Annotated in this window: 23 protein-coding genes; 13 read left to right on the top strand and 10 right to left on the bottom strand. The window is 65.2% G+C overall.

Annotation, left to right across the window (positions count from 1 at the left end; all coding sequences use genetic code 11):
- Positions 1–4 precede the first annotated feature (4 nt).
- On the top strand, positions 5–721 hold the full coding sequence (locus tag MGMSRV2_RS21275) for an RlmE family RNA methyltransferase (protein WP_024082143.1): 717 nt from the start codon (positions 5–7) through the stop codon (positions 719–721).
- 96 nt (positions 722–817) lie between these two features.
- Here the strand turns inward: MGMSRV2_RS21275 and MGMSRV2_RS19680 are convergent, their stop codons facing one another.
- Entirely contained in the window at positions 818–1,159 is a 342-nt protein-coding gene (locus MGMSRV2_RS19680) for a host attachment protein (RefSeq protein ID WP_024082142.1), read from the bottom strand.
- A 161-nt stretch (positions 1,160–1,320) separates the two neighbouring features.
- Here MGMSRV2_RS19680 and guaB point away from each other — a divergent pair, with 161 nt between their 5' ends.
- From guaB to MGMSRV2_RS19665, 3 genes are all read left to right on the top strand, one after another.
- On the top strand, positions 1,321–2,781 hold the full coding sequence (gene guaB, locus MGMSRV2_RS19675; RefSeq protein ID WP_024082141.1) for an IMP dehydrogenase: 1,461 nt from the start codon (positions 1,321–1,323) through the stop codon (positions 2,779–2,781).
- 116 nt (positions 2,782–2,897) lie between these two features.
- Positions 2,898–3,296: a ferritin family protein gene (locus tag MGMSRV2_RS19670; protein WP_024082140.1), complete on the top strand. Its 399-nt coding sequence runs from the start codon at positions 2,898–2,900 to the stop codon at positions 3,294–3,296.
- Positions 3,297–3,491: 195 nt separating this feature from the next.
- Positions 3,492–4,787, top strand: a complete 1,296-nt coding sequence (locus MGMSRV2_RS19665; protein ID WP_024082139.1) for an RsmB/NOP family class I SAM-dependent RNA methyltransferase — start codon at positions 3,492–3,494, stop codon at positions 4,785–4,787.
- Here the strand turns inward: MGMSRV2_RS19665 and MGMSRV2_RS19660 are convergent.
- Positions 4,779–5,183, bottom strand: coding sequence for a hypothetical protein (locus MGMSRV2_RS19660; protein ID WP_024082138.1), 405 nt, complete (start codon positions 5,181–5,183; stop codon positions 4,779–4,781). The two genes, MGMSRV2_RS19665 and MGMSRV2_RS19660, sit on opposite strands and share 9 nt — an antisense overlap.
- A gap of 210 nt (positions 5,184–5,393) precedes the next feature.
- Between MGMSRV2_RS19660 and MGMSRV2_RS19655 the strand changes: the two genes are divergently transcribed.
- On the top strand, positions 5,394–5,837 hold the full coding sequence (locus MGMSRV2_RS19655) for a CBS domain-containing protein (protein WP_024082137.1): 444 nt from the start codon (positions 5,394–5,396) through the stop codon (positions 5,835–5,837).
- On the opposite strand, the gene MGMSRV2_RS19650 is transcribed toward MGMSRV2_RS19655, so the two are convergent.
- The gene (locus tag MGMSRV2_RS19650; protein ID WP_024082136.1) at positions 5,834–6,457 is read right to left on the bottom strand and encodes a glutathione S-transferase family protein; all 624 of its coding nucleotides are present in this window, start codon (positions 6,455–6,457) and stop codon (positions 5,834–5,836) included. The genes MGMSRV2_RS19655 and MGMSRV2_RS19650 overlap by 4 nt on opposite strands.
- A gap of 125 nt (positions 6,458–6,582) precedes the next feature.
- On the opposite strand from MGMSRV2_RS19650, the gene MGMSRV2_RS19645 reads away from it, so the two are divergent.
- Together MGMSRV2_RS19645 and MGMSRV2_RS19640 are read left to right on the top strand one after the other, a co-directional pair.
- Positions 6,583–7,974: a leucyl aminopeptidase family protein gene (locus tag MGMSRV2_RS19645; RefSeq protein WP_024082135.1), complete on the top strand. Its 1,392-nt coding sequence runs from the start codon at positions 6,583–6,585 to the stop codon at positions 7,972–7,974.
- Between the two features lie 94 nt (positions 7,975–8,068).
- Positions 8,069–8,440 (top strand): MarR family transcriptional regulator, encoded by a 372-nt coding sequence (locus MGMSRV2_RS19640; protein ID WP_024082134.1) that lies wholly within the window; start codon positions 8,069–8,071, stop codon positions 8,438–8,440.
- Here MGMSRV2_RS19640 and MGMSRV2_RS19635 read toward each other — a convergent pair.
- From MGMSRV2_RS19635 to amrS, 6 genes are all read right to left on the bottom strand, one after another.
- A complete protein-coding gene (locus MGMSRV2_RS19635; protein WP_024082133.1) occupies positions 8,431–9,036 on the bottom strand; it encodes a DUF4136 domain-containing protein in 606 nt (201 codons plus the stop codon). The two genes, MGMSRV2_RS19640 and MGMSRV2_RS19635, sit on opposite strands and share 10 nt — an antisense overlap.
- Before the next feature lie 66 nt (positions 9,037–9,102).
- Positions 9,103–9,558 (bottom strand): DNA polymerase III subunit chi, encoded by a 456-nt coding sequence (locus MGMSRV2_RS19630; protein WP_024082132.1) that lies wholly within the window; start codon positions 9,556–9,558, stop codon positions 9,103–9,105.
- Positions 9,559–9,567: 9 nt separating this feature from the next.
- Positions 9,568–10,839 carry a leucyl aminopeptidase family protein gene (locus tag MGMSRV2_RS19625; protein WP_024082131.1) on the bottom strand — a complete coding sequence of 424 codons (1,272 nt, stop codon included), beginning with the start codon at positions 10,837–10,839 and terminating at the stop codon, positions 9,568–9,570.
- A gap of 34 nt (positions 10,840–10,873) precedes the next feature.
- On the bottom strand, positions 10,874–12,364 hold the full coding sequence (locus MGMSRV2_RS19620; RefSeq protein WP_024082130.1) for a leucyl aminopeptidase: 1,491 nt from the start codon (positions 12,362–12,364) through the stop codon (positions 10,874–10,876).
- A gap of 55 nt (positions 12,365–12,419) precedes the next feature.
- Complete coding sequence (locus MGMSRV2_RS19615; protein ID WP_024082129.1) at positions 12,420–13,427, bottom strand: lysylphosphatidylglycerol synthase transmembrane domain-containing protein; 1,008 nt, start codon at positions 13,425–13,427, stop codon at positions 12,420–12,422.
- A 45-nt stretch (positions 13,428–13,472) separates the two neighbouring features.
- Positions 13,473–14,561 (bottom strand): AmmeMemoRadiSam system radical SAM enzyme, encoded by a 1,089-nt coding sequence (gene amrS, locus MGMSRV2_RS19610; protein WP_024082128.1) that lies wholly within the window; start codon positions 14,559–14,561, stop codon positions 13,473–13,475.
- A gap of 49 nt (positions 14,562–14,610) precedes the next feature.
- Here amrS and amrB point away from each other — a divergent pair, with 49 nt between their 5' ends.
- Positions 14,611–15,972, top strand: a complete 1,362-nt coding sequence (amrB, locus tag MGMSRV2_RS19605; RefSeq protein ID WP_024082127.1) for an AmmeMemoRadiSam system protein B — start codon at positions 14,611–14,613, stop codon at positions 15,970–15,972.
- Here the strand turns inward: amrB and MGMSRV2_RS19600 are convergent.
- Positions 15,962–17,773, bottom strand: a complete 1,812-nt coding sequence (locus MGMSRV2_RS19600) for a hypothetical protein (RefSeq protein ID WP_144084348.1) — start codon at positions 17,771–17,773, stop codon at positions 15,962–15,964. The genes amrB and MGMSRV2_RS19600 overlap by 11 nt on opposite strands.
- A 65-nt stretch (positions 17,774–17,838) precedes the next feature.
- Between MGMSRV2_RS19600 and MGMSRV2_RS19595 the strand changes: the two genes are divergently transcribed.
- The 5 genes from MGMSRV2_RS19595 to MGMSRV2_RS19580 all read left to right on the top strand — a co-directional run bounded on the left by MGMSRV2_RS19595 (position 17,839) and on the right by MGMSRV2_RS19580 (position 22,041).
- On the top strand, positions 17,839–18,057 hold the full coding sequence (locus MGMSRV2_RS19595; protein ID WP_024082124.1) for a hypothetical protein: 219 nt from the start codon (positions 17,839–17,841) through the stop codon (positions 18,055–18,057).
- Positions 18,058–18,132: 75 nt separating this feature from the next.
- Positions 18,133–18,927, top strand: a complete 795-nt coding sequence (gene cysQ, locus MGMSRV2_RS19590; protein ID WP_024082123.1) for a 3'(2'),5'-bisphosphate nucleotidase CysQ — start codon at positions 18,133–18,135, stop codon at positions 18,925–18,927.
- A 33-nt stretch (positions 18,928–18,960) separates the two neighbouring features.
- The gene (locus tag MGMSRV2_RS21270) at positions 18,961–19,923 is read left to right on the top strand and encodes an L-threonylcarbamoyladenylate synthase (protein ID WP_024082122.1); all 963 of its coding nucleotides are present in this window, start codon (positions 18,961–18,963) and stop codon (positions 19,921–19,923) included.
- Between the two features lie 3 nt (positions 19,924–19,926).
- Positions 19,927–21,330: an FAD-binding oxidoreductase gene (locus MGMSRV2_RS21265; protein WP_024082121.1), complete on the top strand. Its 1,404-nt coding sequence runs from the start codon at positions 19,927–19,929 to the stop codon at positions 21,328–21,330.
- A gap of 249 nt (positions 21,331–21,579) precedes the next feature.
- Positions 21,580–22,041: a cache domain-containing protein gene (locus tag MGMSRV2_RS19580; RefSeq protein ID WP_024082120.1), complete on the top strand. Its 462-nt coding sequence runs from the start codon at positions 21,580–21,582 to the stop codon at positions 22,039–22,041.
- Positions 22,042–22,093: the final 52 nt, after the last annotated feature.

Raw genomic sequence — 22,093 nt, 5'->3', positions numbered from 1 at the left:
CGTCATGAGCACCAAGGGGAAAAGCGCCGGCGGCGGCGCCAGCAAGGGATCGGGCAGCCGTATGCTGGTGGAGCGGGTGAAGACCGCCCGCGGGCGCAAGCCGTCCTCCACCCGCTGGCTGCAACGCCAGCTTAATGATCCTTACGTGCAGGAAGCGCGCAAGCTGGGCTACCGCTCGCGCGCCGCTTTCAAGCTGATCGAGCTGGACGACCGCTTCCATCTGCTGAAGCCGGGCCTGCGCGTGGTCGATCTGGGCGCCGCCCCCGGCGGCTGGACCCAGGTGGCGGTGCAGCGCGTCGGCGCCCGCGGCAAGGTCGTCGGCATGGATATCCTGGAATATGACCCGGTCCCCGGCGCCATCTGCATGCTGGGTGACTTCCTCGCCGATGATTCGCCCGACCGGTTGAAAGAGGCTTTGGACGGACTGGCCGATCTGGTGGTGTCCGACATGGCAGCACCGACCACCGGCCATCCGCCCACCGACCATTTGCGCATCATCGGGCTGGTCGAGGTGGCGCTGCACTTCGCCTTGGAAGTTCTGGCCCCCGGCGGCACCTTCATTGCCAAGGTGTTCCAGGGTGGGACAGAAAAAAGCCTGCTGGACCTGCTGAAGAAGAACTTCACCACCGTCCGTCACGCCAAGCCGCCGGCCAGCCGCAAGGAATCGGCGGAGACATACGTCATCGCCACCGGCTTCAAGGGCCGGCAGGACGAGGAATAGGAACGCGCCCCAAAGCCCGCGCGGCGCCTGAGCGAGCCCGTCCACGGGCTGGCCTTCGGCCAAAACAAACAGCGCTGGCCTTCGGCCAAACCCACCCTAATGCGGCAACAACTCGCACAGATGGGCGGTCAGTTCGCGCGGGGACGCGCGACTGAGGTCGCGGTCCAGTTCGCCCACCACCATGGTGCGGGTGTGGGCGGTCATGGTGCTTTCCAGTTCGGCCAGCACGGCGCGCGGCCCCACCAGCACCAGATGATCGAAACGGCGTTCGGTGGCGGCGCGGTCCAATTGCCCGGCGACACGGCCCGTGCAGGCCGGTCCCATGGCGGGAACCCCCATGCCCAGAACCGGCTCCAGGTCGCGTTGCGGACCGTCGCAGCGATAGATACGGGCGCGGGCGCCATCGGCCACGCAGACCCAGGTATGGGATGAACGCATGGCTTTCTCCTTCTCCTCCCACCGGGGTGGTCGGCAGGGATTCCCCGGCGAAATCGATCATAGCATGAAGCAAAGGTTAATGCCGCCATGGCATACTTGAGACTTGAACTTTTCTGTGTATGATGGCGCGCCAATCCCCGTACCCGCCCCTCGGAGTTGGCATGCAAATCAAGGAAGCCCTCACATTCGACGATGTTCTGCTGGTGCCGGCAGCGTCTGACGTCATGCCCAACGGCGTCGACACCCGCACCCGCATCACCCGTTCCATCGAATTGGGCATCCCGCTGATATCGGCGGCCATGGACACCGTCACCGAATCGCGTTTGGCCATCGCCCTGGCCCAGGCCGGCGGCATCGGCGTCATCCACAAAAATCTCGACATCCTGGCCCAGGCGGCGGAAGTCCGCATGGTCAAGAAGTTCGAATCGGGCATGGTGGTCAATCCGGTCACCATCCACCCCGACCAGCCGCTGGCCGAGGCGCTGCGGCTGATGGCCGATTTCAAGATTTCCGGTATTCCGGTGGTGGAACGCGGCACCCGCAAGCTGGTGGGCATCATCACCAACCGCGATGTCCGCTTCGCTTCCGACGTGCACCAGCCGGTGGCTGAACTGATGACCAAGGACAAGCTGGTCACCGTGCGTGAAGGCGTCGACAAGGAAGAGGCCAAGCGCCTGCTGCACCAACACCGCATCGAAAAGCTGCTGGTGGTCGACGGTGAATACCGCTGCACCGGTCTGGTCACGGTGAAGGACATCGAGAAGGCCAAGGCCCACCCCAACGCCTGCAAGGATGAACAGGGCCGCCTGCGCGCCGCCGCCGCCACCGGCGTCGGCCCCGACGGCATCAAGCGGGCGGAAGCGCTGCTGGAAGCCGAAGTCGACGTCATCATCGTCGATACCGCCCATGGCCATTCCAAGGGCGTGATCGAGACCGTGCGGCAGATCAAGCAGATGTCGTCCAAGGCCCAGGTCATCGGCGGCAACATCGCCACTCCCGAAGCCGCCCGCGCCCTGGCCGATGCCGGTGCCGACGCGGTCAAGGTGGGTATCGGCCCCGGCACCATCTGCACCACCCGCATGGTCGCCGGCGTCGGCGTGCCGCAGCTTTCCGCCATCATGGAAGTGGCCGAGGTCACCCGGGCCGCCGGCATCTGCCTGATCGCCGATGGCGGCATCAAGTTCTCGGGCGATATCGCCAAGGCCATCGCCGCCGGCGCCGATTGCGTGATGATCGGCTCGCTGTTCGCCGGCACCGAGGAAAGCCCGGGCGAGGTGTTCCTGTTCCAGGGCCGCTCGTACAAATCCTATCGTGGCATGGGCTCGATCGGGGCCATGGCGCGCGGCTCGGCCGACCGTTACTTCCAGGCCGACGTCAACGATTCGCTCAAGCTGGTGCCCGAGGGTGTCGAGGGCCGGGTCCCGTACAAGGGTCCGGTGGGCACGGTCATCCACCAATTGGTCGGCGGTTTGCGCGCCGGCATGGGCTATACCGGCAACGCCAACATCGGCGACATGCAGACCCGCTGCGTCTTCCGCCGCATCACCAGTTCGGGCCTGCGCGAAAGCCATGTCCACGACATTTCCATCACCAAGGAAGCGCCGAACTACAAAAGCGAGTAGGTCTCGCGCATGGCTCCGCCATCATTTCGGCATGGCCGAGCCTGAGAATTGTCATAGCTGCCTGCCCCGGTCCAAGGCCACCCTGGTGGCCGCCATCATAACCGGAGCAGGCAGAGATGACCGCCTCATCCCCAGTCCATCAAGCGCTGCAAGAGGCGCTGGAAGCCGCCTATCTGGCCCGCGCCACCTCGGCGGCGGTCATCGACCGCTTCGGCCCGGTTCGCCCCTTTGTCTCGGTCATCCAGTGGGAACAGCGCCAGATCAACGGCCTGCAAAACCTGCTGCGCCAGCGCGGCTGGCCGGTTGCCGTCGACCGCCATGGCGGGCGCGTGGTTGCTCCGCCTTGCCCCGATCAGGCCTGGCTCGCGCGTCAAGGCAACTGGATCTGCGGTGAGGATCAGCTTGACCGGTTGCGCCGCATGGCTGCCGAGGACGCCGAGGTGGTGACGGCACTGAAAGGCCTGGGCCAGCCGCCGGCCTTCACCGCCGGCGACGGAAATGCCGCCACAGCTTGATCCCCACCCAGCCGATGGCGAAGCCGACCAGCAAGGTGATAAGGCGTTCATTGTCCATGACCGGTCCTTGGCGATGGCGAGACGGTGATTTGACCTTATAATGCCAGCGTCGCACGGGCAAGACGCCCCACCCTTGCGCCGAAAGGGGAATGCCCCTACAACCCTGGCTTCGCCGCCGCCATTGGATTTCCGCCCATGACTCCCGCCGCCCGTATTGCCGCCGCCATGGAATTGCTGGACGAAATCCAGGCCAGCCCCAAGCCCGCCGACCAGATTTCGTCGCTCTATTTCAAGAGCCGCCGCTATATCGGGTCCAAGGATCGCCGCGCCGTGGCCGAGACCGTGTGGCGGGTGCTGCGCACCAAGGCGCGCATCGACTGGTGGCTGGAAGCCCTGGATTTCCCCGCCGATGCCCGCGCCCGCGTGCTGGTCGACATGATCTTCCAGGGCATCACGCCCGAGCCGGACCTGTTCCAGGGCGCCCATTCCGCCCGCCCGCCCAGCCAGGAAGAGCGCCGTTTGATGGAGGCGTTGCGCGGCAAGTCGCCGTTCCATCACGCCATGCCGGCCTGGGTCAAGGGCGAGTTCCCCGAATGGCTGACCCCACGTCTGACCGCCTTGTGGGGCGAGCGCCTGGCCCAGGAAGTGGCCGCCATGCGCGACGAGGCGCCGCTTGATCTGCGCGTCAACACCCTGAAGGCGACCCGCGACGAAGCCCATATCGCCCTGAAGAAGGAACGTATTCCCAGCACGCCCACCGACATTTCCCCCATCGGCCTGCGTCTGGCCAACCGGGTGGCGCTGGTGCAGGTGCAGGCGTGGCGCGACGGCCTGATCGAGGTGCAGGACGAAGGCTCGCAACTGGTGGCACTGCTGACCGACGCCCAGCCGGGCATGGCCGTGGCCGATTACTGCGCCGGGGCCGGCGGCAAGACCCTGGCTCTGGCCGCCGCCATGCAGAACAAGGGAAGGCTGGTGGCCTGCGACGTGGCCGAATGGCGGGTCGACAAGGCCCAGGCGCGGTTGCGCCGGGCCGGCGTCCATAACGTCACCCGCCGGGTCATCGACGGCGAATCGGACAAGTGGATCAAGCGTTCCGCCGGTTCGTTCGATCGCGTGCTGGTGGACGCCCCGTGCACCGGCACCGGCACCTGGCGCCGCAATCCCGACGCCAAGTGGCAACTGACCGAGGAAACCGTGCTGGAACTGGTGAGCCGCCAACAGGCCATCCTGACCAGCGCCGCCCGGCTGGTGAAACCGGGCGGACGGATGATCTATGCCACCTGCTCGATCCTGCCCGAGGAAAACGAGGAGCAGGTGGAAAAGTTCCTGGCCGCTCACCCGGACTTCCGGGTGCTGCCGGTGCCCGGCCTGTGGGGCGATCTGGTCGGCACCGCCTGTCCGGTGCCGGGGCCGTATCTGCGGCTATCCCCCTATGGCCACGGCACCGACGGCTTCTTCGCCGCCGTGCTGGAAAAGCCGTCAGTATGAATTGGGCCGCATGACGCTCATCATCTGACTGCCCATCTGCAAAAGGCTGGCGGCGCGGTCCTGCTTGGCCGCCTTGGGCTGGCTGTATTGCTGGCGCAGCGACAGATAGCCGTGATCGTCGGCGATGGCCTGTTCGGTCTGCCGGGTCAACCCGGCCAGCAGCGCCGCCGCCGAACCGCCCGAGCCGAGCCCCGCACCGCCGGCGGCCAAGGCCGCCCGCGCCGAAGCGGTTTGGCGCTTCAGCAGATCGCGCTGCTCGCGCGCCTTTTGCTCGTGCTGCAACCACAGCATCTGATTTTGCTGATTGATCTGTTCGGCCTGCGCCTCTTGCGCGGCATTGGCTTGACTGCCCTGCCCCGCCGCGCTCATGCCTTGCTGGGCCAGCGACATCATCATCGGCACATAAGAACCATACTACCCATGACACACCCCATAAGTTCGTTGTTTGTTCTTATCGCACGCGCACGGCTTGCGTGTAAAGACTATTTTCCTATACCGCCACGGATGCCGTTTCCTTGGTATAGCCCCCCTTGAAGCCGAAGGCGGTCAGGCCCTTATGGAAGGGAGCGTTCGTGTGCACGCTTCAATGAACGGGGAGGTTGATCGATGATCGTCAAAACCATCCTAAAGACCAAGGCTCGCGGGGCGGGCGTGGTCACCATTTCACCCCAGGCCAGTATCGCCGAGGCGGCTCGGCTGCTGGCCAGCCATCGCATCGGCGCCGTCATCGCCGTCACCGCGAACAACACCATTGCCGGAATCTTGTCGGAACGCGATATCGTCCGCGGTCTGGCCCAGTCGGATGCCGCCTGCACCAGTGCCAAGGTGGCCGATCTGATGACCGCCAATGTGCAGACCTGCCATGAAGACGACAGCGTCGCCCTATTGATGAAAACCATGACCGACCGCCGCATCCGTCACCTGCCGGTGGTGGATGGCGCCGGGCGGCTGACCGGCATGGTGACCATTGGCGACGTGGTCAAAAGCCGGTTGGACGAAATGGACATGGAGGTGGACAATTTGCGCAACTACGTCTCCGCCTCGCATTAAACCGAGGCGGCCTTCCAGGCCTGCATGGCCGGCAAACCCCAGATGGCCGCGCAATAGGCGCGGCCATTTTCATTGAGCGGCAAGTCATAGGTGGTGAAGCGGCTGACCACCGGTGCGTACATGGCGTCAGCGACGGAAAAGCGCCCGAACAGGAATGGCCCCCCGGCACCGAAACGAGCGCGGCAATCATCCCACAATGCGCTGATGCGCCTGATCTCGACCGCGACGTCGTCGGGGATTTCCCGCATGGGCGTATGGGCGCACATATCCATGGAGCAAGCGTTGCGCAAGGCGGGAAAGCCGGAATGCATTTCCGCCGACACCGCGCGGGCGATGGCACGGGCGGCACGGTCATCGGGCCACAGGCCGGCTTCGGGGAAGGTTTCGGCCAGATATTCGCAGATGGCCAGGGAATCCCACACCACCAGCCCGTCATGGATCAGACACGGCACCTTGCCCGAGGGCGAGTGCTTCAGGATATTGGCCTTGGTCTCGGGCTGGCGCAGGACGATATCCACCTCCGCCACGTTCAACCCGGCCACATGCGCGGCCAGCCACGGGCGCAACGACCACGAGGAAAAGCGCTTGGTGCCGATGATCAAGGTGACGTCGCGGGTCATGGGCTGCTCCCTGGACTGGAAAATGGGATCATGGCGTCGGCCCACCCGGCGCGCAAGCGGGTCTTTCCAACCTCCTTGGCTTTCGCCATGCTAAGGGCAAGCGCTTTTGAGGATGGAGTGACGGTGTGTTGGAACATCTGGTCGAGTGGCAAGCCGGAGCGGTGACCCTGGTGCCGGTCAGGAAATCGGGCCTGGACTCCTGGCGACAAACTCAGCCCGAGGCCGGGCGGGCCTGGATGGAGGCCAATAATTTCACCGCCGAGCCCGGTCAGGTTCTGGTCATGCCCCATCCCGAGGGGCACGCCGCCGCCATCCTGGTCGGCTTGTCCGACGACGACGACCCGTGGGCCTTCGCTGGGGTGGTGGCCAAGCTGCCGTTAGGCACCTATGCCATCGCCGGAGCGCTCCCCCCCCGTCAGGCCGATTGGGCCGCCTTGTCCTGGGCCTTGGCCACCTATGCCTTCGGTCGCTACAAGAGCCGGGGCGGGCGCGATTGGCCCAAACTGGTCTGGCCCGAGCACGCCGACCGTGACTGGGTGACCAACACCGCTCGGGCCACCGCCTTGGTCCGCGACCTGATCAACACCCCCGCAGCCGATCTGGGGCCGGCGGAACTGGCCACCGCCACCGAAGTGCTGGCCGCCGATCACGGGGCCAGGGTGCGGGTGGTGGTAGGCGACGGCCTGATCGCCGAGAATTATCCGGCCATCCACGCGGTTGGTCGGGCTGCCGGCGCCCAGCGCCAGCCGCGCCTGATCGACCTGACCTGGGGGCAAGAGGACGCGCCCAAGCTGACCTTGGTGGGCAAGGGCGTCTGCTTCGATTCGGGTGGGCTGGATTTGAAATCCTCAGCCAACATGAAGCTGATGAAAAAGGACATGGGCGGTGCCGCCCATGTGCTGGGTCTGGCCTTGATGGTGATGGCGGCCAAGCTGCCGCTGCGCCTCAGGGTGCTGATCCCAGCGGTGGAAAACGCCGTTTCGGCCGAGGCCATGCGCCCCGGCGACGTGCTGCCCACCCGCAAGGGCCTGAGCGTCGAGGTCGGCAACACCGACGCCGAAGGTCGCCTGATCCTGTGCGATGCCCTGGCCGAGGCGGCGCGTGAGAACCCTGCCTTGTTGATCGACATGGCAACCCTGACCGGGGCGGCGCGTACCGCCCTGGGCACCGAAATCGCCGCCCTGTTCTGCAACGACGACGCTTTGGCCGCCGATATCGCCCAGGCGGGCGAGGCGCTGGCCGACCCAGTGTGGCGCCTGCCCCTGCACCGGCCCTATCGCCGGCTGCTGGACAGCAAGGTGGCGGATCTCAACAATATTTCCGACGGCCCCTATGCCGGAGCGATCACCGCTGCCCTGTTCCTGGCGGAATTCGTCGGCCCCGCCATCCCCTGGGCCCATTTCGACATCATGGCCTGGAACAGCACAAGCCGCCCCGGTCGCCCCGATGGCGGCGAGGCCATGGCGCTGCGCGCACTGTATTCAGTGATCGTCAAACGCTTTGGAACCAATCCTTAACCTTTCGCAAGCGATACAATAGGGCACAAGGGGAGTTGCCGCGGGCAGCGGCCTCGGGTAAAAGATTACGTCGGCGGAATGAACAGGCAGGGTCATGGGCTTCCAACTGAAGGCTGTGCAGGCGCTCGATCTCTGGAGAGGAGCGATCGTCGAAAGTGTGCGGCGTGATGGCCCGGACCTGTCGGCACGGCAGATGGCCTTGCTGCTGACCGTCTATCTGACGCCGCCGCCGCATACGGTGCGTGGCTTGGCCATCACCTTGAACGTCTCCAAGCCGGCCATCACCCGCGCCCTTGACCGCCTGTCGGAACTGGGGCTGATCAAGCGCAAGACCGACGATACTGACCGCCGCTCGGTCTTGGTGCAGCGCACGGTCAAGGGATCGGTCTATTTGCGGGAATTCGGCGACATGATCGTCCAGGCCGCCTCTACCGCCGGTGACGAAGCGGTCCAGACTCAGGGCTGAACCTCCAAGGCCTTGGCCTCGACGGCGCCGTTGGGGCCGGGAAATCCATCGAACATCCCACGCACCAGATAAGGCATGATCGGCGCCATGGTCGTGCCGCCGCGCCGGCTGGTCACCCGGCCCTCAAACAAAGGCGCGGCACTGGGCGGCTGATTGGCTTCGACGATGGTAACGCTCAGCCACTTGGGATAATGGGTGATCCGCTGCGCCTGCCAATAGGGAAACGGATCGGCGCCCCACGCCGAACGGCGATAGCCCCACATATTGCCCATGGGCGGGATGGCGCTGGGGGTCAGCACGGTTTCCACCACCGGGGCATCCACCGCCCAGCGAAAGCGCAACACCGCCGCCGCCTGATCCGGCGTCTCGACCACCCGCCAACCCAAGTTTTCCAAGGCTTGGCCGATCAGGTCGGCATAAGTGGCAAACTCGTCGCCGGGCGATTGATCGGCATTGGCCAGGATGACCACGTCGCGCCCCGCCACGGGTGAGGTCAGCCGGTGATAGCGGCTGGTTTCCACCTGGATCACCGGGGATTGAGTGGCGCAGGCCGACACCAACAGCAGCACGGCCACGGCGATGACAAAACTGGGCATGGCGGAGGGACTCCGAGGATGAAGTTCCAACCTTGCCCGATCATCTGGGCGAATTGATGGCGGCGATCAGCTCCGCGCTTTCTCGTCCCAACCGCCGCGTTCGGTCTGTTGATAATAGACCAGCTGATGCCCCTCGGCCTTCCAGGTCTTCCAGCGTTCGCGCGCGGCCAGCACCGCATTTTCGTCGTTACCGTCGAACAGGTCCAGGCAGCGGTCCCAGCCATCCAGGCTGGTCGGGCGGGCGCCGTCGCACAACACCAGCACGGTGGCGGCGTTGGGATTTTCCTCTCGATCGGTCAACCAGATGGGTTGCAAGGCAGCCTCGCCGTCGCGGGCCGAGCCGTGGGGCAGCCAGGATTCCTCGGAAAACGTCCACAAGATGGCGTTCAGATGCTCGACCCGCTCGCTCGAGCCGGCCATCACCACCACCCGCAAGCCGGCCTGCGCCGCCTTTTCCAGCAGCTTGGGCAAGGCCTGGTCCAAGGGCAGGCGCATGAGGTGGTAAAAACCGATCTGGGTCATGGACGCACTTTAGCCCCCGGCCAGGGCATCGAACAAGCGCACGCCGAAGCCGGTGGCGCCCTTGGGGCCATAAAGCTGGTCTTCGTCGGCTTCCGCAGTGCCGGCGATATCCAGATGCGCCCACGGCACCTTGGCAGCGACGAAGTGTTGCAGAAAGCGGGCGGCATCGTCGTTGTCGGGCACGGCCCCCCAGCCGCAATTCTTCCAATCGGCCACGTCGGAGCGGAAATCGTCGTCGCAGCGCGCCGACAGCGGCAGCCGCCACAGCAATTCCGCCTCGGCCACGCCCAGTTTCAGCAGCCGCGCCGCCAGGGTGTCGCGGTTGGCATAAAGTCCGGCGTGATGGCGCCCCAGCACCCGCACCACCGCCCCGGTCAGGGTGGCGGCATCGACCAGCAAGGCCGGGCGCAGATGGTCACAGGCCCAGGCCAGGGCATCGGCCAGCACCAGCCGGCCTTCGGCGTCGGTATCCACCACCTCCACCGTCAATCCCTTGTAGGAGCGGATGATGTCGCCGGGGCGCAAGGCGCCGCCACCGGGCATATTCTCGGCGATGGCCAGCACGCCCACGACATTGGCTTTGGCCTTTCTGCCGGCAATGGCCCGCATGGCCCCCAGCACCGCCGCAGCGCCGCCCATGTCGCCCTTCATTTCTTCCATATGTTCAGCCGGCTTGATCGAGAGGCCGCCGCTGTCGAAGGTCAGCCCCTTGCCCACCAGCACCAGCGGCTTGTCGTCCGCCGCGCTGCCCTGCCAGCGCAACACCGCCAAAATGGGCGCCCGTGTACTGCCTTGCCCCACCGCCGCCAGCAGGTTCAGGCCGTGTACTGTGGGATCAAGCAGTTCAACACTGACCCCCAGGCTTTCCAAGGCCTGAGCCTGGGCGGCCAGTTCCGCCGGCCCCAGATGATTGCCCGGCTCGGCCACCAGATCGCGGGCCAGATGCACCCCCGCCGCCACCGGCAGCAGACGGTCGAACAGGCTTTGTGCCGCCTCCGGGGCATCGGTCAGCACCAGCACCCGGTCAGGCCAGGGCAGCGGGTCGTCATCGGCAGGGGCGCGGTATTTGCCAAGCGGACGATAGGCGCGCAAGGCCAAGCCATAGGCCAGTTGGGCGGCATCGGCGGCGGACAATGCCAAATCCACCAATACCGGGCCGGGACAACCGGGCAACAGCGCGGCCAGGGCCGCACCGCGCGGACGCGGGTCATCCTTGGTCAGTTCCACCAATACCGGCTGATGGGCGATCAGCACCCTTGATGCGGCTTCGGCGGCGACCACCCGGGTCGCCGCCGCTTCCGCCGTCAGGACGAACTCAATCCTGATAATGATCGGCCACCAACTGGTCCAGCAGGCGGACGCCGAAGGCGGTCGCCCCCTTGGCGCAGGTGGCGGTGTCCTTCTTCGACCACGCCGTGCCGGCGATATCCAGATGCGCCCAGGCGACATCGCCGACGAAGCGCTTGAGGAACTGGGCGGCGGTGATCGAACCGCCCTCGCGCCCGCCGACGTTCTTCATATCGGCGATATCCGACTTCAATTGCTTGTCGTAGGCATCGCCCATGGGCAGGCGCCACAGGGGCTCGCCCACCGCCTTGCCGGCTTGGGTCAGGCGCTCGGCCAGCTTGTCGTTGTTGGCGAACAGGCCGGCATATTCACCGCCCAGCGAGATGATGATGGCCCCGGTCAGGGTGGCCAGATCGACCATCGCCTTGGGCTTGTAGGTTTCCTTGGTGTACCAAAGGGCGTCGGCCAGGACCAGCCGGCCCTCGGCGTCGGTGTTGATCACCTCGATGGTCTGGCCCGACATGGAGGTGACCACGTCGCCCGGACGCTGGGCATTGCCCGACGGCATGTTTTCCACCAGACCGACGACACCGACCACGTTGGCCGGCGCCTTGCGCCCGGCCAAAGCCATCATGGCGCCGATGACGGCGCCGGCGCCGCCCATGTCCCACTTCATGTCCTCCATGCCCGCCGCCGGTTTGATGGAGATGCCGCCGGTGTCGAAGCACACGCCCTTGCCGATGAAGGCGATGGGGGCGGCATTCTTGTCCTTGGCCCCGGTCCAACGCATGATCACCAACTGGCTTTCGCGGTCAGACCCCTGACCGACGCCCAGAAGCGAGCCCATGCCCAGCTTCTTCATCTGCTTTTCGCCCAGGATCTCCACCTCGACGCCCAGGTCGGCGAGCTTCTTGCACTCCGCCGCCAGCGATTCGGGGTAGATGACGTTGGCCGGTTCCGACACCACGTCGCGGGTCAGGAACACGCCGTCGGCGATGGCATCCAGGGGGGCGAAGGCATTCTTGGCCGTGGGTGCGGCGGTAAGAATCGCCAGCTTCTTCACCGAAGGCTTGTCTTCCTTCTTTTCCTTGGTGAAGTACTTATCGAAGCGATACGAGCGCAAACGGGCGCCGAAGGCGACGTTGGCGGCGAAATCGGCCTCGGAAATCTTCAGTCCCGGCACCGCATCGACGGCGATGGCCACCGACGCATCGCCCGCGGTCAATACCTGGGCCAAACCAGTGCCGCCAAAGGATTGCGCCGCCAGCGCATCGATGGCATCGGCCTTGCCCAGGCCGACCAGCACCACGCGGTTGACCTTACAGCCGGCGGGAGCCAGCACGGTCAGGGTCTGATCCTTCTTACCGGTGAACTTGCTGGCCTCCACAGCCCGCTTGAGACCGCCGCCGGCCAGATCGTCGAGCGCGGTCGCGGTGGGGGTGAACACCTTGTTGTCCAGCACGCCGACGATGACGGCGCCTTCGGTCGGCAGATGGGGCTTGGCGAAGCTGATTTTCATCCGGGGGAATCCTTTGTGGGAAAAGCCTTTCCCCCCAATGTAGCGCCCCTGCCGTCTACGGCAAGGGCGAAGGCGGCGTATGCACGCCCACGGCCAGATCGCCGGCGGCCTTTTCCTCGGCCAGTTCCTCTTGTTCCATCTTTTTGCCGCCGGCCAGCAGGAAGACCAGACCGCCGGGCAGCGCCGTCACCATGGTGACGATGCCGAAGATGATGGACAGCACGATGGCACTGTCGGCGGCGATACCGACAAAACCGAAAGCGGTGACCATGGCGGTTTCACGTACGCCCCAGCCGGCGATGGAAATGGGCAGGGTCATGATCAGGATCACCGGCGGTACCAGCACCAGGGTATCGAGCACGTGCACGTCCAAATCCAGGCCGAGGGCCAGCACGTAGACGGCCAGCGACAGATTGATGTGGCCGATCAGGGCGACCACCAGGGTGCCCAGGCTCCAGGCCGGATGAAAGAACAGCTTGCGGGTGTCCCCGGCCAGTTGCACCAGACCGCGCACCAGCTTCCAGCGATGCAAGCTTGCCGGCAGCTTGTCCAGCGACGCCAGCACCAGGATGCCGATGACGCACACCGCCAGCAGCACGGGGAACACCCAGGTGCCCGGCATGTCGGGGATGCGGGCGATCAGGATCGGCTGGGTCAGGCAGACCAGCAGCACCAGGGCGAATACGGTCATGGCCCGCTCCAGCGCCACCGAATTGACGGCGGTGGCCAAACTCAGTCCGGCCCGGCGGGAAAACCACATGCGCACGGCATCGCCGCCGACGGCGCCGGGCAGAACGATGGAAAAGAACACGCCGATGTAATAGACCGTCGCCGTCGAGGTCCAGCGGAACACCGCGTCCAAGGCCCGCAGCACCAGCCCCCAGCGCAAGGCCCCCAGGGCGATCTGCGCCTGCATCAGCACCAGGGCCAACAGCACCATGGCGCCATCCATGGACAGAGCCTTATCCCAGGCGCTGGCCAGATCAACCTTGGACAACACCCAGGCGATCAGACCGAAGGAAATGCCGCCCTTGAGCAGCCAGGGCAAAAGACGCTTGATCATGAAAACCGTGCGCAGACTAAGGAAAACCGCAGCCGGTTTAGCACATCACCGGTGCAGGCGCACGGGCAAACGCTTGCGCCCCCAGGTGCCGGGCCGGGCCTCGAACATTCCGGGCAAAGCTGCACCGCAGGCGCGGCAGCCTCCGTGTTCGTCCAGTCCCCAGCGAGTCAGCTGATGCCAGTCGCGCCCGATCAGGACCGCGCCGCAATGAGGGCAGAAGGTGGTGCCACCGGCTTCGTCATGGACATTACCGGTATAGACGAAATGCAGCCCGGCGGCCTGGGCGATGGCCCGCGCCCGGGCCAGACTTGCCGCCGGGGTATTGCCGATGTCGCGCATCTTCCAGTCGGGATGAAAGGCGGTGAAATGCAGCGGCACGTCGGGGCCCAGATGCTCCATCACCCAGGCCGACAACGCAGCCAACTCAGCGTCGCCGTCGTTTTTGCCCGGAATCAGCAAGGTGGTGATCTCGAACCACACATCGGTTTCGTGCTTGAGATAGACCAAGGTGTCGAGCACATCGGCCAGATGGCCGCCGCAAAGCTGGTGATAGAAATCCTCGGTGAACGCCTTCAAATCCACATTGGCGGCATCCATGTGGGCATAGAATTCGCGCCGGGCCTCGGGCGCCATGTAGCCCGCCGTCACCGCCACATTCCTGATGCCGCGCTTCTTGCACTCGATGGCGGTGTCGATGGCGTATTCCATGAACACCACCGGATCGTTGTAGGTATAAGCCACCGAGCGACAGTTCAGCTTTTCCGCCATGGCGGCGATTTCCAAGGGGCTGGCGGCATCGTTCAGACGGTCGATCTCGCGCGCTTTCGAGATGTCCCAGTTCTGGCAGAACTTGCAGGTCAGGTTACACCCCGCCGTGCCGAAGGACAGAACCGGAGTGCCCGGCAAAAAGTGATTGAGCGGCTTTTTCTCGATGGGATCGACGCAAAAACCCGACGACCTTCCATAGGTGGTCAGCACCATGCGATCGCCGTCACGGGCGCGGACGAAACACAGGCCGCGCTGGCCGTCATTGAGCTTGCAATAGCGCGGACAGACGTCGCACTGAATGCGTCCGTCTTCGACAAGGTGCCAATGGCGAGCGGGAAAATGCGCCCCTTGCAGCTCTGCGTTCATGGCCGTTCCCGTGCTATGATGGCCCCATGACCAGAGCATGGGGGCCGTCATGACCATCATACGCCCGAGCGCCGTCGCCGGCATGTTTTATCCGGCCGAACCGGCGGAACTGATGCGCCAGCTTGATGCCTGCTGGGCCCAGGCCCACCCGCACCCGGAATTGGGTGTGCCCAAGGCGATCATTGCCCCCCATGCCGGCTATGTCTATTCCGGCGCGGTGGCGGCCAGCGCCTATGATCTGCTGAAAACCGCACGCGGCACCATCAGCCGGGTGGTGTTGCTGGGGCCGTCGCACCGGGTCGGCTTTCGCGGCATGGCGGTCAGCACCGCCGATGCCTGGGCCTCGCCCTTGGGCGCGGTAAGGCTGGACCGCGACGGTGTGGCGCGGGCCAGGACAGTGCCCCTGACCGGAGAATTGGAAACCGCCCACGCCCAGGAGCATTCCCTGGAAGTGCACCTGCCCTTCCTGCAACGGATGCTGGGCGATTTCACCCTGGTGCCGGTGGTGGTGGGCGATACCACGCCCGCACAGGTGGCAGCTCTGCTTGACGCCCTATGGGGCGGGCCGGAAACCCTGATCGTCATTTCCACCGACCTGTCCCATTACCTGGATTATGCCGCCTGCCAGGACATGGACAGCCGTACCGCCGCCGCCATCGAGGCACTGGACGAAGGCGCCCTGGGCCGCGATCAGGCCTGCGGTCGCATTCCCGTCGGCGGCTTGTTGCGGACGGCCAAGGCGCGCGGCATGACCATCAAGACCATCGACCGCCGTAATTCCGGCGACACCGCCGGCCCCAAGGATCGGGTGGTCGGCTATGGCGCCTGGGCCTTGTACGAGGCGGGGGCCGAGGACATCGCCGCCATCGGCCCGCTGCTGCTGGAAATTGCCCGCGCCGCCATCAATGGCCGCTTCGCCCCCGATCATCCGGTGGATGCCCATGCCGGCCCCGACATGCCGGCCCTGTTGGCCCAGCCCGGCGCCTGCTTCGTCACCTTGAAGATCAACGGCACCTTGCGCGGCTGCATCGGCTCGCCCACCGCCTGGCGCCCGCTGGCCGAGGACGTGGCCGACAACGCGGCAAAGGCCGCCTTCCACGACCCGCGCTTCGCCCCGCTCTCGGCTCAGGAATGGCCGTTGGTGGAGATGTCGGTATCGGTGCTGACGCCACCCGCCCCCATGCGTTTCAGCGATCAGGCCGACCTGCTGGCACAACTGCGCCCGCGCATCGACGGCCTGATCATCGAGGATCAGGGCAAGCGCGCCCTGTTCCTGCCCAGCGTCTGGGAACAACTGCCCGACAAGGGGCAATTCCTGGCTCATCTCAAGGCCAAGGCCGGAATGCAGCCAGCCCATTGGTCGCCGAGCTTCAAGGCCAGCCGCTTCCAGGCGGTGGAAATCAAGAGGTAAGGCCGGCCACCGCCTTGTTGGCGACGTGATAGCCGAGCCAGCGATAGGCCTCGAACTGCTGTTCGCTGAAAAATTGGTCGGCGGTGCTTTCATGCGGGAAGGCCGGATACTCCTGCCGATAGGCGAGGACCGTGGGATCCTCGTCCCCGGTCAGCGACGCCTTCAGGTACAAAAGCAGCCCCTGGCGCTCGTCGCTATAATAGATGCGGCCCACCAGCCAGTGCCGCTTACCCTCCTTCAACGCCTTGATTTCATCGGCATCGAAGGTCAGGAACAACCCCATGTCGATGCGGATCATGCGGATCAGATTGGTCAGGGCCGGCAAGTCGTATCCGCCATCGGCGTCGGCGTCGGCGGCGATGATCAACCGGCATTGCCGCTGGATCAGGGCGTAGACCCCCAGATTCTCCACATGGCCGCCATCGCTGACATTGACGAAATCACCCTTGGACGACACCGCGCCGACCATTTCGGTGCGCAATAACTTGAGTGCATCCATTCGCCCCGTGTCGGGCTTGGCCGGATTGGACAGCCAATAGCCCAGCCGCACATTCAACAGGGTCATCAGCAGGCGCAATTCCGGCAGGTTGATCTGCCCCATATTGGGTGAGGCGGCGGCCCCCGATATGGCCACGGCGGTGGCCAGATTGACATAGGGGTCACAGTCCTCCATCGCCGTGGTCGGGCGAAAGCCGGTGGATTGGGCACCGATATAAAGCTTGCTGAAGGTGAACAACTCGGCATGACGGACCATTTCCGCCAGATGCTTGCCGCCGCCCGCCGCCGATACGTTCAAGGTGGCGTTGATGATAGGGTAAGGGGCGCGGAAGGCCGGGTCTTGCAGCTTGGACAACTTCAGATCGTCCAGCGACTGGATGTCGTGGACATCATCCATCTGGCGGAAAATATAGGCGCGGCTGATGCGATCACGGTAGAAACGATGGGGTGAGGTGATGTTGAGGTTGACCCCCTTGGTGATCAACCCCAGGAAAATACCGCCGAGGGCATAGAAAATCGCCCAATCCAGGGCCGGAATGCCGACAGCCGTCAACGGCGCCGGTTGCCCCAGCACCATCCGACCGGCAAGCCACAGATAGCCATAGACCAAAGCCAGCGGCACCGCCGCACCCGTCGCCACCAGCAGCAGCTTCAACCGCAGCCGGGCGCTTTGGCCTTGCAGGCGCTTGGCGAGAAAGCCGGCGATGGCGGCGGGGGTAATGCCAAAAAATGTCCAATGGGTCCAATCGGTCTCGGCCGAAAACAGCCAGTGGATCAGCCCAGCCTGAAAATCCCAGAACACCAGCACGGCCAAAATCACCAACGACCAGCCCAGCCAGCCGCCGATCCTGTCGCGCCGATCCAGCGGATCGCGCTGGTGAAACTGCATCCAGCCGCCCAAAACCGCACACCAGCCCAAACCGATAATGGTGCCCAGCCACGGCCAAACATCCAAGGCCGAACGCCCGACGCTGAGCGCCCCGCCGATGGCCGCCGCGAACAGCAGCACCGACAACAGCACCAGCAAATTAGTCACCATCCCCACCAAGGGCTGAGCCACCATGCGCAAGGTATCCGCCGCACCGCTGGGGGCCAGAAAGCGCGAATAGGCGCGCAAATGGCGAAAGGCCGCCGATTCCTGCTGATAGGCGGTGTGGGCGAATACCGCCTCCATACCATCGTGCTGGCCTTCGGGCGGGGTGGCGTTCATGGCATTGAAGCAACCGCCCATATAGCCGCCGCCCGACACCGTCGACAAGTAATGGGCCTGCCGGAACAACCCCTTGGCCGCCAAGGACTGCAACACCCCAGCGAAAAGGTGGCGGAACGGAAACCGCCGCCCGACAAAGCGATGCCGAACAGACTGGGATGGCCGGCCCAAGCCTTGGCGGCAGCGTCGGAGAACAGCTCGGCCAGCGGGTTATCGTCACCGGCGATGCCGTCCAGGCCCGTCCGCAATTCGGACCACTCGCCCAGACCATCGCGACGTTGGCGCAGATGCTGAATTTCGGCGGCAATAACCGCATCAAGTTCGGCCAACGCATCCTGCCCGCTTGGACTTACCCCGCCCATTCGACACCCCCATGACGAAACAAACAGCAAAAATACAACCTATGAGATATTGTTTTCAATATTTTTCCACCTCTCTTCGGAAATTCCGGCTTGGCCGCCCCGGTGTCGGGCGGCTATGGTCGAGCCATGACCCATCTGCCTCTGCTCCCCCGTCTGGAAAAAACCGCCCGTGACGCCGGTCGCGTGATCATGGACATCTACGCTCAGGACTTCGCCGTCCACTTCAAGGGCGAGAACGATCCGGTCACCGCCGCCGATTCATTGGCCGAAGCGGTGATCCTACCGGTGCTGCGGGCGCTCACCCCCGCCATCCCCATCGTCGCCGAGGAAGAGGCCGCCGCTGGTCGCATCCCCGACGTGGGCGACACCTTCTGGCTGGTCGATCCGCTGGACGGGACCAAGGAATTCGTCAAGAAGAACGGTGAATTCACCGTCAATATCGGCCTGATCGCCAATGGTGTACCGGCCCTGGGCGTGGTCTACGCCCCGGCGCTCGACGTCTTGTGGGCGGGTGCCGACGGTCAGGCCTGGCGTCAGGACGCCCAAGGTCGCCAGACCATCACCTGCCGCAAGGCCCCGGCCCATGGCGCCATCGTGCTGGATTCGCGCTCGCACCGCGCCGCCGACCGCTTGCAGGCCTTCCTCGACGGCCTGCCCGGCGCGGTGGTGGAGAATGCCGGCTCGTCGCTGAAATTCTGCCGCATCGCCGAAGGGTCGGGCGATTATTACCCGCGCTTCGGCCCCACCTGCGAATGGGACACCGCCGCCGCCCACGCCGTGCTGCTGGCCGCTGGCGGCGAGGTGGTGACCTGGGACGACCGCCCCTTGGCCTATGGCAAGCCGAAATTCCTCAATCCCGATTTCCTCGCCCGCGCCAAACCATAGCGGCACCGGCGCCATTTGTTTTATGGTGCCGGCATGAACGACGTTTCCGCCCCCGCCCTGATTCAGCCGGCCAATGACCGATCGGTGGCCGCAGCCGGTGCCCGCCTGCGCACCGGCCAATTGGTCGCTTTCGCCACCGAAACCGTTTATGGCCTTGGCGGCGATGCCACCAACGACCGGGCGGTCGCCGCCATCTTCGCCGCCAAGGGCCGGCCCAGCTTCAACCCGCTGATCGCCCATGTGGCCGATTTCGACCTCATCGAAACCCTGGTCCAGGTGGACGATCGCGCCCGCGCGCTGATGAAACGCTTCTGGCCCGGCCCGCTGACCCTGGTACTGCCGCGCGCCGCCCATTCGCCCATCTCGCTGCTAGCCAGCGCCGGGCTCGACACCATCGCCATCCGTATGCCCGACCACGACGTCGCCCGCGCCATCATCCGCGCCGCCGGGCGCCCCATCGCCGCCCCCAGCGCCAACCGCTCGGGCGCGGTCAGCCCCACCACCGCCGCCCATGTGGCGGAAAGCCTGGGGGAACGGGCCGGCTTGATCATCGACGGCGGTCCCTGCCGGGTGGGGGTGGAATCCACCGTCCTCGACCTGTCGACGCCGATCCCCACCTTGCTGCGCCCCGGCGGCATCACCGCCGATCAGATCGAGGCGGTGCTGGGACAAAAAGCGCAATCCGCCCAGGCCGATGCCAGTGCCCCCAAAAGCCCCGGCATGCTGGAAAGCCATTACGCCCCGGCCCTGGCCGTGCGCCTGAACGCTGAACATGCCCATGCGGGCGAGGCCTTGTTGGGCTTCGGCGCCATGGACTGCACCTTGAACCTGTCGCCCACCGGTGACCTGGAAGAGGCCGCCGCCCATCTGTTCGCCATGATGCGCGCCCTTGATCGCGCCCCCTTCACCGCCCTGGCCGTCGCCCCCATTCCCGAGCACGGCCTGGGCGCCGCCATCAACGACCGCCTGCGCCGCGCCGCCGCCCCCCGGAGCTGAACCATGGATGTGCTGAACCGCTTGGCCGCCATCGTCGGCCCCACCAACCTGCTGACTGCGGACAGCGACCTGGAACACTATGTCACCGAGGAACGTGGCCTGTATCGCGGTCAGGCCCTGGCGGTGGCGCGTCCCGCCGACACCGCACAAGTGGCGGCGGTGGTCGCCGCCTGCGTCCAAGCCAGTATCGCCATGGTACCGCAAGGCGGCAATACCGGCCTGTGCGGCGGCGGCGTGCCGAACCAAGGCGCATTGGTGGTTTCCACCGAACGGCTGAACCGTATCCGCGCCGTCGACCCGCTCAACTTCACCCTGGTGGCCGAGGCTGGCTGCGTGTTGGCCGCCGTGCAGCAGGCCGCCGATCAGGCCGGCTGCCTGTTCCCGCTGTCCCTGGGGGCGGAAGGGTCATGCCGCATCGGCGGCAATCTGTCCACCAATGCCGGCGGCGTCGGCGTGCTGCGCTATGGCAACACCCGCGACCTCGCCTTGGGACTGGAAGTGGTGCTGGCCGATGGCCGGGTGTGGAACGGCCTGCGCAGTTTGCGCAAGGACAATACCGGCTATGACCTGAAACACCTGTTCATCGGCGCCGAGGGCACGTTGGGGATCATCACCGCCGCCAGCCTGAAGCTGTTCCCCAAACCGCGCGAAATCGCCACCGCCTTCATCGCCCTGCCCGATCCCGCCGCCGGTCTGGCTATCCTGGGGGCGGCGCGGCGGGCGTCCGGCGATCTGGTCACCGCCTGCGAACTGGTGCCGCGCATCGGCCTGGATCTGGGGCTAGCCCATGTGGCCGGTCTGCGCGATCCGCTGGACGCGCCCTATCCCTGGTACCTGCTGCTGGAAGTGTCGTCGTCGCGCCCGACCGGCCTGCTGCCCGCCCTGGAAGCCATCCTGGCCCAGGCGCTGGAGGATGGCCACGCCCTGGACGCGGTGCTGGCCCAGTCGGGTGATCAGCGCAAGGCGCTGTGGCGCATCCGCGAAGGTGTGCCGGAAGCGCAGAAGAAAGAAGGTGGATCGATCAAGCACGACGTCGCCGTGCCGGTCAGCCGGGTGCCGGAAATGATCGAGACCTGCACCCGGGCGGTGGAGGCCGCCATGCCGGGGGTGCGTGTCGTCGCCTTCGGCCACATGGGCGACGGCAACATCCACTTCAACCTGACCCAGCCGGTGGGCGCCGACAAGGCGGGCTTTCTTGACCGTTGGGCCGAAATGAACCGCATTGTCCATGACATCGTCGCTGAAATGGCCGGATCAGTGTCGGCGGAACACGGCATCGGCCAATTGAAGATCGCCGAAATGGCCCGCTACAAGCAGGATGTGGAACTGGACCTGATGCGCGCGGTCAAAGCGGCGCTTGACCCGACGGGTCTGATGAATCCCGGCAAAGTGCTGCCGCCGGCCTGAGCCGCATGACATTATTGCGCACAACTCGGGGGTGATCAGGCCTCTTTAGTATGAACGCAGCCTTCAAACGAACGATTGTTTGTTTGCATCCTTGACCATCGTCAAGCGGACTGGAACAATGCCGCCACTCGGGATGCAGAAAGGGCGAAGCGGATCGCACGGGAAACCGTGAATAGACAAAATTCGTCAAAAATAATACTATCCGACTATACCTAGCGGCCGATGTCGCGGAAACAAAAAGGGGAAACCATGTCCAAGATCGCTCTGCGTATAATCGGCCTGGCTGCCGCCATGGCCCTGTCGACCACCGCCTTCGCCCAGGAAGTCGGCACCGCCGCCGAAGCCCAGGCCCTGGTCAAGAAGGCCATCGCCCACTACAAGGCGGCGGGCAAGGACAAGGCTTGTGCGGATTTCGCCGGCGCCGGCGAATACCAGTTCAAGGATCTTTATGTGTTCGTCCAGCAATTGGACGGCAACATGATCTGTCACGGCAAGAACCCGGCTCTGAATGGCAAGAACCTGAGCGGCCTCAAGGATAGCGATGGCATCGCCTTCGTCGCCCAGTTCATCGATCTGGTGAAGACTAAGGGTTCGGGTTGGGTTGACTACAAGTGGGTCAACGCCGGCACCAAGAAGATCGAGCCCAAATCCAGCTATGTGGAAAAGGGTGACGGCGAGACCTTCATCGGCGCCGGCATCTACAAGCCCTAAGCCTCAAGCCAAGCCCTCGTCCGGTCCAGTCCAGTCCGCTCCACTGACTAAG

The organism is Magnetospirillum gryphiswaldense MSR-1 v2 (genome assembly GCF_000513295.1).
Classification (GTDB): Bacteria; Pseudomonadota; Alphaproteobacteria; order Rhodospirillales; family Magnetospirillaceae; genus Magnetospirillum; species Magnetospirillum gryphiswaldense.
This window is presented reverse-complemented; position numbering and strand designations above follow the sequence as displayed.

Coding starts and splice junctions, on each gene's coding strand:
- MGMSRV2_RS21275 (WP_024082143.1), top strand. CDS start 5: ATGAGCACCAAGGGGAAAAGCGCCGGCGGCGGCGCCAGCAAGGGATCG.
- MGMSRV2_RS19680 (WP_024082142.1), bottom strand. CDS start 1,159: ATGCGTTCATCCCATACCTGGGTCTGCGTGGCCGATGGCGCCCGCGCC.
- guaB (WP_024082141.1), top strand. CDS start 1,321: ATGCAAATCAAGGAAGCCCTCACATTCGACGATGTTCTGCTGGTGCCG.
- MGMSRV2_RS19670 (WP_024082140.1), top strand. CDS start 2,898: ATGACCGCCTCATCCCCAGTCCATCAAGCGCTGCAAGAGGCGCTGGAA.
- MGMSRV2_RS19665 (WP_024082139.1), top strand. CDS start 3,492: ATGACTCCCGCCGCCCGTATTGCCGCCGCCATGGAATTGCTGGACGAA.
- MGMSRV2_RS19660 (WP_024082138.1), bottom strand. CDS start 5,183: ATGATGATGTCGCTGGCCCAGCAAGGCATGAGCGCGGCGGGGCAGGGC.
- MGMSRV2_RS19655 (WP_024082137.1), top strand. CDS start 5,394: ATGATCGTCAAAACCATCCTAAAGACCAAGGCTCGCGGGGCGGGCGTG.
- MGMSRV2_RS19650 (WP_024082136.1), bottom strand. CDS start 6,457: ATGACCCGCGACGTCACCTTGATCATCGGCACCAAGCGCTTTTCCTCG.
- MGMSRV2_RS19640 (WP_024082134.1), top strand. CDS start 8,069: ATGGGCTTCCAACTGAAGGCTGTGCAGGCGCTCGATCTCTGGAGAGGA.
- MGMSRV2_RS19635 (WP_024082133.1), bottom strand. CDS start 9,036: ATGCCCAGTTTTGTCATCGCCGTGGCCGTGCTGCTGTTGGTGTCGGCC.
- MGMSRV2_RS19630 (WP_024082132.1), bottom strand. CDS start 9,558: ATGACCCAGATCGGTTTTTACCACCTCATGCGCCTGCCCTTGGACCAG.
- MGMSRV2_RS19620 (WP_024082130.1), bottom strand. CDS start 12,364: ATGAAAATCAGCTTCGCCAAGCCCCATCTGCCGACCGAAGGCGCCGTC.
- MGMSRV2_RS19615 (WP_024082129.1), bottom strand. CDS start 13,427: ATGATCAAGCGTCTTTTGCCCTGGCTGCTCAAGGGCGGCATTTCCTTC.
- amrS (WP_024082128.1), bottom strand. CDS start 14,561: ATGAACGCAGAGCTGCAAGGGGCGCATTTTCCCGCTCGCCATTGGCAC.
- amrB (WP_024082127.1), top strand. CDS start 14,611: ATGACCATCATACGCCCGAGCGCCGTCGCCGGCATGTTTTATCCGGCC.
- MGMSRV2_RS19595 (WP_024082124.1), top strand. CDS start 17,839: ATGGCCGGCCCAAGCCTTGGCGGCAGCGTCGGAGAACAGCTCGGCCAG.
- MGMSRV2_RS21270 (WP_024082122.1), top strand. CDS start 18,961: ATGAACGACGTTTCCGCCCCCGCCCTGATTCAGCCGGCCAATGACCGA.
- MGMSRV2_RS21265 (WP_024082121.1), top strand. CDS start 19,927: ATGGATGTGCTGAACCGCTTGGCCGCCATCGTCGGCCCCACCAACCTG.
- MGMSRV2_RS19580 (WP_024082120.1), top strand. CDS start 21,580: ATGTCCAAGATCGCTCTGCGTATAATCGGCCTGGCTGCCGCCATGGCC.